The 12372-nt window shown below is 64.0% G+C and carries 11 protein-coding genes; all 11 read left to right on the forward strand.

Annotation, left to right across the window (positions count from 1 at the left end):
• The first annotated feature begins 17 nt into the window (after positions 1-17).
• The 11 genes from BFL43_RS07830 (at position 18) to BFL43_RS07885 (ending at position 12156) form a co-directional block, all read left to right on the forward strand.
• Positions 18-320: a hypothetical protein gene (locus BFL43_RS07830; protein WP_084892010.1), complete on the forward strand. Its 303-nt coding sequence runs from the start codon at positions 18-20 to the stop codon at positions 318-320.
• Entirely contained in the window at positions 317-748 is a 432-nt protein-coding gene (locus BFL43_RS07835) for a DUF4913 domain-containing protein (protein WP_084892011.1), read from the forward strand. The genes BFL43_RS07830 and BFL43_RS07835 overlap by 4 nt, the downstream gene beginning before the upstream one ends.
• An 18-nt stretch (positions 749-766) precedes the next feature.
• Positions 767-1159 (forward strand): hypothetical protein, encoded by a 393-nt coding sequence (locus BFL43_RS28485; RefSeq protein WP_143695174.1) that lies wholly within the window; start codon positions 767-769, stop codon positions 1157-1159.
• 34 nt (positions 1160-1193) lie between these two features.
• Entirely contained in the window at positions 1194-1436 is a 243-nt protein-coding gene (locus BFL43_RS28490; RefSeq protein ID WP_143695175.1) for a hypothetical protein, read from the forward strand.
• A gap of 106 nt (positions 1437-1542) precedes the next feature.
• Positions 1543-2259, forward strand: coding sequence for a hypothetical protein (locus tag BFL43_RS07850; protein ID WP_084892014.1), 717 nt, complete (start codon positions 1543-1545; stop codon positions 2257-2259).
• Entirely contained in the window at positions 2256-2774 is a 519-nt protein-coding gene (locus BFL43_RS07855) for a transglycosylase SLT domain-containing protein (RefSeq protein ID WP_084892015.1), read from the forward strand. Before BFL43_RS07850 ends, BFL43_RS07855 begins: the two co-directional genes overlap by 4 nt.
• The gene (locus BFL43_RS07860) at positions 2771-3190 is read left to right on the forward strand and encodes a hypothetical protein (protein WP_084892016.1); all 420 of its coding nucleotides are present in this window, start codon (positions 2771-2773) and stop codon (positions 3188-3190) included. Before BFL43_RS07855 ends, BFL43_RS07860 begins: the two co-directional genes overlap by 4 nt.
• Before the next feature lie 691 nt (positions 3191-3881).
• The gene (locus BFL43_RS07870) at positions 3882-4529 is read left to right on the forward strand and encodes a hypothetical protein (protein WP_143695176.1); all 648 of its coding nucleotides are present in this window, start codon (positions 3882-3884) and stop codon (positions 4527-4529) included.
• 188 nt (positions 4530-4717) lie between these two features.
• Entirely contained in the window at positions 4718-10348 is a 5631-nt protein-coding gene (locus BFL43_RS07875) for a helicase-related protein (protein ID WP_240498128.1), read from the forward strand.
• 71 nt (positions 10349-10419) lie between these two features.
• A complete protein-coding gene (locus BFL43_RS07880; RefSeq protein ID WP_084892019.1) occupies positions 10420-11076 on the forward strand; it encodes a type IV toxin-antitoxin system AbiEi family antitoxin domain-containing protein in 657 nt (218 codons plus the stop codon).
• A gap of 54 nt (positions 11077-11130) precedes the next feature.
• Entirely contained in the window at positions 11131-12156 is a 1026-nt protein-coding gene (locus BFL43_RS07885; RefSeq protein WP_206186639.1) for a nucleotidyl transferase AbiEii/AbiGii toxin family protein, read from the forward strand.
• The last annotated feature ends 216 nt before the right edge of the window (positions 12157-12372 follow it).

Below are 12372 nucleotides of genomic sequence, written 5' to 3' on the forward strand. Positions count from 1 at the left end.
CGAAAGAGGCACCACCCATGACACCCGAACCGCACCCTCGAGCAGCACACCGGCTGCATCGCATACGCGGCGCAGCACGTTCCCTGGCTTTCACGACGGTCGGTGCGGTGCTGCTGACAGTCGGAGTCGGCATCGCAGCCATGTCACTGCAGGTACCGGGCCACAACCCTGACCGGCTCTGGACCCAGATCATCTCCACCACGGCCGCCATCGCCACTCCGCTGTTCATCCTGGCGATCGCGGCGTTGGTCGCCGTCCGCATCGCCACCAGCATCTTCCGCACGAACACCGCTGCCCCGAAAGGCGCTGACCTGTCATGACCCATGCAGACTTCGACGACACCGACCTAGACGAGGACCTCGACGACGACGCGGAGCCCATTCCGGACCCACAGTTCGAACGTTTCGAGGACTGGGTCGAGCAATGGCTGACGCCCACCATCGCCCGCAAGCTCACCACCGAAACCCTCTGGTGCCCGCAATGGTGGCAACACCCCGAAGTAGCCATTCGCCTGGCCGCCTTGCACCGGGGCTGGGAAGCCGCGCGGATCAGCGACGAACCGCTCGCTCAATCATCCTGGTGGGTCTACCACTTCAGCGCCCACTGGCGCGACATCAGTGCAGCTAACGGGCCCATGCACAAATGCACCAACGGCAACCACACCACCACCAAAGCGCTGCCCTCAGTGCCCGCACCCGACGGATGGTTCGACCCCACCCGCACCCCAGAACCAGTCAGCACCGTCTAAACGGAGAACACACCGAACATGCCCATCGCCTTTCTCTTCCTCACCCCGATTCTTTGTTGGCCAGTCTTCCTAGCGGGAGGGTCAAACGCTCTGGACGGGCTCAAGACCGAGGCCTGCTCGACCGGGTTGGCGGTAACCACCTTGCTCGCTGCACCCCTGGCGCTGGTTTCCAGCGTCGTCGCGATGTTCGCCGGCCAGGTCAACGCAGAGGTCTCGTGCAATCGAAACAGCGGATGCACGGGAGATCCGTTCTCGCCGGTGACGTGGACCGTGGCTGGACCGGCCCTGATCGTCACCGCAGCAGCGACCGTGATCACGACAGCAGGAGCAGCGCTCATCCATCGAAACCTATCCCGCGAAGAGTACGAAAGGAGCTGCCCGACAACCACTGCCATCACGTCCGACCACTAGCCATCCGATAGCACACCACCTAAGGAGATCCGCCATGAAGAACACACTGCGAACGAAAATCGCCTCGCTAGCTGTCGCGGGCGCTGCCACGGCGGCCGTACTGACCGGGGCAGGAGTGGCCAACGCCGATGACCCCGCCTGGCCCAATTACCGGGTCGGCCCGTACAGCTCTCAGCAGGAGTGCGAAAACGCACCGAGTCCCTTCATCCAAGTCTCACCGTGCTTCTGGGTCCCCACGCCGGTCAACGCTTGGTACTTCTGGGGCGAAACTATCTGACCGTCGGAGCCGCTGACACCCCTCGGTTGTCAGCGGCTCTGCACGCCTGCGGAGACGACCGAGCGCCACGCAACTATCGAACTCGACCCAAGGGGAGATCACACTCATGGCAACTACCCGACGAACCAAAACCGGTGCAGAGGAATGGAAGACGGCAGAGCGCGCGGTCCGTGACAACGCGGCGGCGCTGCGCTCGATGACCACCCATACTGAGCTGTACACGTGGGCCAAGGAGAACAAGCTGGCCACCAAACGTCTGTTTCCGCCGTTCAAAACCGAACTGCGCAAGCAGCTGCATATCGACTACGAACGGCTCCGGGAGCAAGCGGTCGCCGACCGCTACGCCCAGCTCACCGCAGCGGCCGTTGACGCCCCCACCATCGCCCTGTGCTGCGCCGGGGACGCCGAGGTCAGCACGTTCGCCGTCTGCGATCTGGAAGGGGGAGACCCCTGGTACGGCGACTTCCACGACGAGGATCCGATCTACAAAGAAGGCGACCAGATCACCGCCGACATCTCTGCCGCCAGCAAGGCCATCTATCTCGCCGGACAAGCGCGCGAATACGCCGAACTCGAGGCAATCAACCTGGTGATAACAACCAGCAACCACGAACTCGATGCGGACAGCCTGCGCAAAGACGCTGTCAGGCATCGCGTCCTGGTGTCGGTAGAGGTGACCGATGACAATCCGGCGCTGGCAATGTGCCGCGACCTTCCCGGGTTCCGCACGTGGCGTGAGGTTTCCTTGACTGATCTTCTCGAAGCAGCCGACCACACCGACGTCGTCGTGGCGGACGAGCAAAGCCAGAACGTGGCCTCGTGAACGTCCACGCCGGCGGTCTACTCGCAGTCATCGCGGCGGCAGCAGCACTGGCCTGTTCAGCCGGGACAGCCAACGCCGACGGGCAGATCCCGGAGCAATACCACCAGGCGTTAGCGTCCGCGCCGCTGGCGTGCGGCCATGAGGAAGTCACCGGCGAACTCGTTGCCGCGCATATGAAGGCCGACTCCCACTGGGAGCAGTTCGCCCAGTCGCCGGCCGGTGCGTTAGGACCCGCGCAACTGTTCCCCACGACGTTCGCTGTCTACGGCGCAGACGACGACCGCAACGGTATCGCCTCGCCGTTCGACATCGCCGACGCCATCAATGCCGCAGTCCGCGTGGATTGCGCGATCGTTGCCCACCTCAAAAGCATTGGCCACACGACAGATCCAGTCTCCATCATCAGCGCATACGTCGGCGGCCTCGCGATGGTGGACGATCGCGGCGTCCACGAACAAGCCACCCGCATCTGGGATCAGCGGCCAGCGCTCCCGACAACAGGCGGCGCATCGTGACCCCCTCTCTAACTCTGCGTCGACGGCCTCCGTGCCCGGCCGCACACCATGGCCACGAGCCGCAGGCGGGTCAACAGATCGAGGTTCTGCATGGACACCTCGACGAGCAGCTAGCTGTCGACCGCGTTGATCTGGAACTGATGCGCGCAACAGTGCGCGAAGCCGCACCCGCTGTGCCTGTCGCGGTCGACCTCCTGCACGTGGGCAGCGCCCGTGAGGTGATCGTCGTCATCGACTACACGACCTCGGCCGTGCCGCCGGCGACACGGTGCGCCGTCCGCGCGGCATGTCGGCGCATCGCCGCGAGCCCCGACCGCTATGGCCTGCTCGATGCAACCGTCGACACCACGGGTCGACAGTGCCATGCACTATCGCGGTGCGGGATAACTGCGGGGCAGGGGCCTCGCGATGAGTGAGCAGGTGAGCGAGTTCGCTGGGCTTGTGTTCATGGGCGGCGCTATCGTCGTGTCGGCACTGACCGCGATGGCAGGAATGGCACTCGGGGTTGCCGCGCGGCGGGTGTTCAATCTCAATCCCGTCGGTCGGCGGTATCACGGCCTAATCAGGGGTGCGGCTGTGGTTGCCCTCTTGGTGTTGAGCTATGGAGCTGCGGCGATGATCAGTGGCCCGTTCATCGCGCCCTGCCCGCCCGACATGGGTTCGTGTCGAGTGGTGCCGGGGATAAGTTCTGCGCCGTCGTGGACGCTCGCCGGCCTCTTCGCTGCCGCCGCCACAATCCCGGTCGCCGTGTGTTGTGCGTTCGTCCCTTCGATTCACGCGCCGAGTCAAAGAGCGTCTCAGGTGTCAGAGCCTGGTGGTATCGATGCTTCAGCACCACCCAGCGGCGAGGGGGTGGTGATATCTGGCCCTGCTCACGACTAGTTCAGCCCAGGGCCCTGACGGGTGGCTAGACCCGCCAGGGCTGGGCGATCAGAGAGGAACCCTCTGACCAGTGAATAACCATACGAATACTTCGTGCCACACCCCGTGCAGGGGGGTGCGCTCACTGATCTTGCAGGAGTTCCTTCATGGCCCGCGGCCGCCAGAGCACCGATTCGTCCCCCACCGAACCGAACCTTTTCGACTTCCTAGAACCAGGAGACAATGATGAGCACAATGACCGAGCAGGAAACCGTCCGGGAGATCGTGGAACGGGTGTGGCGGACCGAGATCGGGTTGGACGATCTGAACCCGGCCGAGCAGCAGAACTTTCTCAACCGGGAAGCCCAACGGATCGAGGATCTGATCGAGGATCAGATACCCGGTCAGGGGCCGTTGGTGGAACAGTATCGGCGCGAGAATCAGCAGGCACCGGACTACACGACGACCGTTCGGCTGATCAACATGGCGCGGCTGCAGGCCAGCGAACAGATTCTGGCCGAGGAACTCTTTTCGAAGGTGCCGAGTCCGGTGGTGGACTTCGAACCGGCCGGGACGCTCGAGGAACTGGCCCAGGAGCGCAACGAGCAGGATCAAGCGCTGCGAGCGGCGAACCGCCACGACCGGGATCGGTGGATGCGGGCGCTGCACCGGTCGGAACCGACACCCGACATCGAGGAGCTGGTGGCCCAACTCTGGCCGAACCGGACAGCATGGTTTCGGGTCAGCGCCCAGTACCTGATGCAGGCACGCAGCGAGGACAACGAACCGATTCCGACCGGTCTGCACGATCCGCTGTTGGCGCAGTTTACGAACCAGGTAGAGCAGGAGCTACGCGCCAAGGGCCGGGTGCGCGACGCCGACAACGTCCGGTAGATACCGCTCAGCTAGGGCTTTTCGGTCTCGACGACAACGGTGCGGCGCCGATCGATCCGGCGGTCCTCGACCCCGGTGGCACGCCCCTGCCCGAACCTCCGACTGCGGTAGCAGCACGAGTCGAGACCACCGGGGCCGGCGACAGTGGCCTAGCTGATCCACGCACGGACGATGATGTTGCTGCGGACGTGGACGCCGAGCCAGCACGGTCGGTGCCGCTGCCGTTTCGGCCGACGCAACCGGTTCTGCCGCCCTCCGGTGCCAAGTCGCGGGCGCGGGCGAACATCGCTGCCATCGAGCTGGTTCGCGAACTTACCGAGCAGAACCGGTACGCCACCGCAGACGAGCAGCAGGTTCTCGCTCAGTGGTCGGGGTGGGGAGCGGCCGCTGACGTGTTCGACCTGCGCAAAGACAACTGGGCCGCCGACCGTGACCGGTTGCGCGCCTTGCTCACTGACAGTGAGTGGGGACAAGCACGCCGGAACACACTCAATGCGCACTACACCGACCCGCAGATCGCACAGGCCGTGTGGGGCGCACTAACCGATGCAGGCTTCACCTCCGGCCGGGTCCTCGAACCCGGCTGTGGATCAGGAACATTCATCGCCTACGCCCCCGATTCAGCGCAGATGGTCGGGGTGGAGCTCGACGCGACGACCGCACAGATCGCCGCGGCGTTGCACCCGGACGCACAGATCCGCAATGAGGGATTCGAGACCACACACGTTCCACAACAGTCGTTCGCCGCGACGATCGGCAACGTCCCGTTTGGCGACTTCCGGCTCTACGATCCCGCGCACAATCAGGGTCGCCATTCCATCCACAACCACTTCATCATCAAAGCCCTCGATCTGACTGCGCCCGGTGGCTACGTCGCTGTCGTGAGTTCGCGATACACGATGGATGGCGTCGACGAGCGCGCCCGCAAGGAGATCGCGGCGGCCGCCGACCTAGTCGGCGCCGTACGTATGCCCACTGGTGCGTTCTCTCGGGTGGCCGGCACCGAGGTAGTCACCGACCTGTTGGTGCTGCGCAGGCGTGAGCCCGACCGTGAACCGTCCTTGCAGACCACCGAATTCCTGTCCGTCGGTTCAACTCCGGTGCGCGGATACAACGATGCCGCCGAATCTGCAGTGATCAACCGCTACTTCATCACCCACCCCGATCATGTCCTGGGTGACCTGCGCCATGGGCAGGGCATTCATGGTTCGACCACGTTGCAGGTGGCCGGGTCGACCGATGCCGCCGAGGTCGCCGAACAGGTCGCCGACCGCCTGACAGCGGTGGTGGACTACGCCCGCTCGGCAGACCTGATGCTCACCGCCGGGTGGCATAACACGCTGGGACCGCTGCGCGGCGAGTTCACTTACGGGTTGCAGCGACGTCAGCAACAGAGCACCACCGAGTTCGCGGTGGGGATGTTGCGGGCTGACACGTCCGGCTCCCACATCGAGCGATGGAATGGCGCGGCGTGGGAGGAAGCCAAGACGCGCGGCAAAGCCCAAACCCGGGAATGGGCCCGGCTGCTCGAGCTGCGGGATCTGGCATCGGCGTTGATTGAGTCGCAACGAGATGGTGAGCCTTCTGCGGATCGGCTCGCTCTGCGTGCCGACCTGGGGGCTCGCTATGACCAGTACGTCCGCACGTACGGTCCGATCAACCGTTTTCGCTGGGTCGAACCCAAAGAAATCACCCAGACCCAGCACGACAAGGTTTTCGAGACACTCGCTGGCAGGTGGCGTGCCGGTGAGGGCGTTCATGCCGACACCCCGTTGCCGACGGAAGTGTCTGACGAACTGTCCGCGCAGGCCTGGATCAACCCCCGTGAGCGGTTCAAGTCGTATCCGCACCTGGGCAAGTTGCTGCGCCAGGATCCGACGTTCGCGATGGTGATGGCCCTCGAACAGTTCAGCGACGACACCGGTACCGCCCGCAAAGCCGCGCTGTTCCACAACGACGTGCTCAGTCGCCGCGACCTGCCCCGCGACATCAGCACACCCCAAGACGCGATCGCCGCGGTTCTCGATGAGCGCGCTGTGCTCGATGTTCCCCGGGTGGCCGAGCTGCTCGACATCGACATCGAGCAGGTACCTGCGGTGATCGATGGTCTGGCGTTTCGCTCCCTGGACGACCCCGACGTGTGGATCCCAGCTCCGCAATACCTGTCGGGGAATGTACGTAAGAAGCTCACTGCGGCAACCGAGATGGCGATGCTCGACGACCGGTACCGCAGCAATGTCGAGGCCTTGGCGCAGGTTCTGCCGCCCCGGCTCTCCAGCGGCATCTCGGTACGACCGGGCTCACCATGGATTCCAGTCAGCGACTACGAGAGGTTCCTCCGCGACACCTTCGATGTGCCTGCCGAGACCCGAGTCAGTGTCGAGTACGCCGCCGGCGAATGGTCGGTCGAGGTCGGGCACTACCCAGGCCGCAGCGGAGCGGATCTGACCTGGGGGTTGGTGCCCAAAGCATCCGAACGCTCCAGCCGGTTCAACTTCGAGGACCGCGAAGCAGATCGTCTCGGCGTCATGTACGCCGGGATGCGCCGCAGCAAGTCTGGTGGCCACGACTACGAGTGGGTCGACATGTTCGCCGACCTGCTCAACAACAAACCTCCGCAGATCAACAAATCGAAAGAGTTCTTCGAGGCCACCGGCAGCCGTGACTGGCTCCACGACAGCGCTTCACGAGCAGCGGGCCCACGAGCGCGCCGCATCGCCCAGGAGTTTGAGCAGTGGGCGCTGTTCTCTGACCCTGACCGCGCCGAGCGGCTCATCGACCGCTACAACGAGCTGTTCAACTCCACGGTCGCACCTGCCTACGACGGCACCCACCGCCAGTTCCCAGGACTCGGCGATCAGTTCGACCCCTACCCGTATCAGCGCAATGCCGTGCAACGCATCGTCTCCGAGCCGACCGCGCTGCTCGATCACGTCGTGGGCGCCGGCAAAACCGGTACCATGCTGATGGGTGCGATGGAACTCAAACGCCTTGGCGTGGTGAACAAACCCTGGATCGTGGTGCCCAACCACATCGTGGAGCAAGTGACGCGGGAAGCCAAGCAGTGGTACCCGGCCGCCAATGTGCTCTCCGGTAGCGCTGCCACCGACGCCGAAGGACGCCGGTTGTTCATCGCCCAGTCGGCCTCGCAGGACTGGGACATGGTGATCGTGCCCTTGTCGGCGTTCACCAGGATCGGTGTCGACGCCGGCACCAAGGCCGAATACATTCGCGGCCAGCTTGAGGACATCGAGCGGTCCTACCTCGGTCCCGACGCTGCCTACGAGATCGAGAACGAGGCCAGCGTCAAAGCAATCGAGAACGCGAAGGCACGGTTGGAGTCGCAGCTCGAGGAAGCACTCGACCAGGCGGGCAAAGACGCTGGTTTGACCTTCGAGGCATCCGGGGCGGACTACCTGTTCATCGACGAGGCGCACATGTTCAAGAACCTCGCCCGCCAATCGCACGTCGCAGAGCTTGCCTGTGCCGGCTCAAATCAGGCGTCGGACCTGCAGATGAAACTCACTCATCTGCGGTCTGTGCGACGCCAGGAGGCCGCAGAAAACGGGATCGCAGCCGACGCCTACGTCGAGCGAGTTGCCACCTTCGCCACCGGCACGCCGATCGCCAACAATCTCGCCGAGCTGTGGGTCATGCAAACGTATCTGCGGCCCGACCTGCTCATCGATGCCGGGGTATCGGGACTCGACGAGTGGGGTGCGACGTTCACCGACACCGTCGAACGGGTGGAACTCAATAGCTCAGGAAGCCGCCTGCGGGCGGTGACGCGGGTGGGGGAGTTCACCAATGTTGGTGATCTGGTGGCGTTGTCGAGTGTCTTCACCGACTCGGTCGGTCGCGATCAGGTCCCCGCCAAACTGCCCACCAAGATCGGTGGCAGCAACGAAATCATCACCTTCGAGCCCTCCCAGCAGGTTCTGGACTTCATCACCGACCTGGGATACCGCGCCGACCATCTCGACCCGCGTCGGATGGACCTGGACAACGCACTCAAGATCGCCAGTGACGGCCGCAACGCCTCGCTGGTATCGCTTTCTGCCCATCTTCCTCGCGACACCCGTGATGAGAACCGGCGCGCCTGGCACGTCGGACGGCACGTGCTGTCCATCCATGAACAGACCAAAGACACCGTCTACCTCGACCAATTCGGGGAGACATCACCGCGAACCGGCGGGCTGCAGATCGTGTTCTGCGACCGCTCGACACCAAAGACCGATGGATCGTTCTCGATCTACGACGAGATCCGCGACGAACTCGTTGCCGGGGGAATGGACCCGGCCTCGATCCGCTACATCCACGACTATCCGAAAGCGTCAGAGAAAGCCCGCCTGTTCGAGCAATGCCGCAATGGCGAGGTGTCGGTCATCCTCGGCTCCACCGAAAAGATGGGCACCGGCACCAACATTCAAACCCGGGCCACAGCTCTACACCACGTCGATGCGCCCTGGCGTCCGGCCGATCTGGAACAACGAGAAGGTCGAATCATCCGGCAGGGCAACCAGAACGCGCACGTTCGGATACTCAACTATGTCGCCGAACGCACCTACGACACCGTCATGTGGCAAGTCCTGCACCGCAAAGCCCACTTCATCGAACAGTTCAAAACCGCAGATCGTTCTATGCGCCGTATGCCCGACCTCGACGCCGACTCCATCGCAGACAACGCCGCCATGACCAAGGCTCTGGCCACCGGGGACCAGCGCTATCTGCGGCAGGTCGAACTCGACAGCCAGGTCATGGACTTGCAGTCCGACGCCGACGCTCACTTCGCCGAGCAACGCAGCATCGAACGCGAACGCGACAACCTGAGCTGGCAGGTACCGGCCGCCGAAGAACGCACCGCACGGTTGCAGGAAGCACTGCCTGCTCTCACGCAATGGCGCGGGGCCGACAAGGACGACTACACGCTCACCATCGACGGCACCGTCTACCGCAAACGCACCGATGCCTCGGCCGCATTCCTCGAGGAGCTGCGCAAACAAACCGCGCTGCTCAAAGGTGCGGGCATGCGGGTGTCGCGAACGGTCGGTGAGGTCGCCGGCCAATCCGTTGAGATAGTGCGACCGATGACCACCGACAGCATCTACCTGCAGTTCGCGAATCTGCCGATCCCGCACAAAGAAATCCACCTCCGGGATCTGTACGACAGCGACTCGGTCACTGGCGGCGACCGGTCACCGACAGCCCGCGCCGCATACGCCTCCGGTTTCATGACCCGACTCGAAAGCATGGTCACTGGCGCCGAACACTCCCTCGACGTCGGGCGCTGGCAACTCGAACGTGACCGAGCCCGTCTCGACGAGCTCCAGGCCGTGAGTTCGAGCGAGTTCCCACGCGGCCGCGAACTACGAGATCTCACCGATGAACTCACAGCGCTGCAACGCGAGCTCCGCGAAGCCGAGACCAGTCCCGAAGCGATCGCAGCACGAGAACAACTGTCAGAGCGGATGAACGAACGCGGACGCGACCACGGCTGGTCACTGATGCTCAACCCCACACCCGCCCTCGTCGAACAACTCGGCTACGACAACGCCGACCAAGTCCGGCAGATGATGGCAGATCGGGAATACCAAGCCCTCACCGAAGCACGCTACCGAGAGCACGACGAGCCCACCCCCGCACCAGAACCTGACGTCAACAGAGCTGCCGAACACGACGCCGTGGCATCGCTATTGGCCATGACCACCGCCCCCGGACGCCGTCTGCGCCTGGCATCGACAGAGACGCCACAGCAACCGACCACCATCGACCGCCTGGACCGTGACCGCGGCCCCGAGTCTCACGGGACCGAACTGTGAACACCTCCGTTCGTGTAAGCCCGGCCGAGTCACTACCAGCGGATATAGCGCCAACCTGCTACTATTGCTACATGAATGAGTGGGGTGGTGATCTGCGAAAAATGGCCGATGGCCAATTCGGGTTGGTCACTGCCGCGCAGGCGCGGGCCCGGGGGGTGCAGCGGTACGAACTGGCCCGCGCGACCAACCGCGGCGTGCTGCGCCGGGTCCACCACGGGGTGTACGCCTTCGTCGACAGCGACACCTGGTGGAGCTATCAAGAGTGGGCAGCGCAATGGCTAGCACTTCGACCTGGCGCCGATGTGTCATCGCGGCGAGCTGCACCCGATGCCATCGTCAGCCACCACAGCGCTGCCGAGATTCGGAATCTGGGCACGATCGTTGCGCATGGACTGGACCTGACTGCGCCACATAGGATCAACGTTCGCGATGGCGATACCCACAGCTACCGCAAGCCGGTGGGCACGCGGGGTGTGGACTGGGATCTGGTCGACGGTTTGCCGGTGGCGACCCCGCCGCGCATCATCTCCGATCTGACCGAAGCAGTCATCGACGGCTCTCACTTGGGCACCGTCATCAACGACTGCGTACGCGAGCACCTCCTCTCCGAAGCCCGGATTGCCGAGCTGTGCTCCCCGCACGCCCACCGATGGGGACTTCCACGCGGGGAGGGTGCAGCGCTGGTGCAGGTTCTACGCAGCGCCGCAACTGAATCAGTCGGCATCTGATGCAGATGGGGCACCGTGGCGCACTACGCTTCTGAGGCGGATTTTCGTAAAGCTTTGCTCGCAAAGCTCAATCACATTGCGGCCACGTCGCAATGGAAGACCCAGGACGTCGCCCGCGCGTTCGCGCTGCAACAGTTCACGGCCCGGATCTTTCGTTCCGAGAGTGCACCGAGTTGGGTACTCAAGGGCGGAACAGCGCTGCAGTACCGCAGCACCGAGGCCCGGCCGACCGCCGATGCCGACCTCGCGCTGGCGGCTGAGGCCGCCGACATCGAAGGCATCCTGCGCCAGGCATTGAGGCCTTCCCCTGGCGAGCCGGGAACGTTCGACGTCCGACTCTCGACGAGCCGGGCCAATCCTGGCCTCTACGAGGGAAAGATCGTGTACTCCCTTGCCGGGCAGCGGTTCGCCAACGCATCGGTCGACATCAACACCACCAGGCCGATCAACTATTCACCCGAGATGCTCACGCCGCCGCCTTTAGTGGCGATCGCGGACCTCCCGGACCTGCCGCCCCTGCGGTTGTATCCGGTCCATGCCCATGTCGCAGACAAGCTGCTGGCGATGTACGAGCGGCACGGCGCCGGCGAGCACACCTTGTCGACACGGCCTCACGATCTCACCGACCTGGTGATTATCGCTCGCTCGTGCACCGTCGACGCCGGCAAATTGGCGATCGCCGTCGACGGTGAACAGCAACGACGCGGCGTCGAGCTTCCCGTGCCCCTCACCCTGCCCAACCCGCAGTGGGCCACCACCTACCCCGCGATGACAGCCCGATCCGGGTTGCCGCCACAGTTTCGAGATCCCCACACCGCACTCACCGCTGTGAACGCGTTCGTCGAGCCGGTGCTGTCCGGGCGGATCACCGCTGGTACGTGGGACCACACGTCCGAGAAGTGGACCACACCCACATCGACTGCACGGTCCACTCCGTCAGTAGCGCAACTACTTAACACCGCAGCGCCCACGACCCGCCCACGCCCCACCCATCGCGCAGAGCCACCGTCAGGACCACACCCATCCGACAATCGGATCATCAAGCAACACCAGAACCGTGGCCACGGCTACGGTCTCTGATCTCAGTGACCTGCATCAGCCAGGTTCACAGTCGGCCAACAGCCCCCACACGCATCGACAATCACCTCTGTACAGAAATGAACGTTTCTGAACACCCTAGAACGCGTAACGACCTGCGAGGATTGGCAATCGCTTGTGCGCGCAGGGATTCTCGGGACTGTCTGAATAACGGTGGATCCGGTCCTTGATTCAACACGCCGAGCTGAGCTTGGCGGG

Origin of the sequence: Williamsia sp. 1135, assembly GCF_002095395.1 — a bacterium.
GTDB lineage: Bacteria > Actinomycetota > Actinomycetes > Mycobacteriales > Mycobacteriaceae > Williamsia.

What these genes read in the sequence shown, in the direction of transcription:
- BFL43_RS28490 (WP_143695175.1), top strand. Translation starts at nt 1,194, where the DNA reads ATGAAGAACACACTGCGAACGAAAATCGCCTCGCTAGCTGTCGCGGGC.
- BFL43_RS07835 (WP_084892011.1), top strand. Translation starts at nt 317, where the DNA reads ATGACCCATGCAGACTTCGACGACACCGACCTAGACGAGGACCTCGAC.
- BFL43_RS07830 (WP_084892010.1), top strand. Translation starts at nt 18, where the DNA reads ATGACACCCGAACCGCACCCTCGAGCAGCACACCGGCTGCATCGCATA.
- BFL43_RS07880 (WP_084892019.1), top strand. Translation starts at nt 10,420, where the DNA reads ATGAATGAGTGGGGTGGTGATCTGCGAAAAATGGCCGATGGCCAATTC.
- BFL43_RS07850 (WP_084892014.1), top strand. Translation starts at nt 1,543, where the DNA reads ATGGCAACTACCCGACGAACCAAAACCGGTGCAGAGGAATGGAAGACG.
- BFL43_RS28485 (WP_143695174.1), top strand. Translation starts at nt 767, where the DNA reads ATGCCCATCGCCTTTCTCTTCCTCACCCCGATTCTTTGTTGGCCAGTC.
- BFL43_RS07870 (WP_143695176.1), top strand. Translation starts at nt 3,882, where the DNA reads ATGAGCACAATGACCGAGCAGGAAACCGTCCGGGAGATCGTGGAACGG.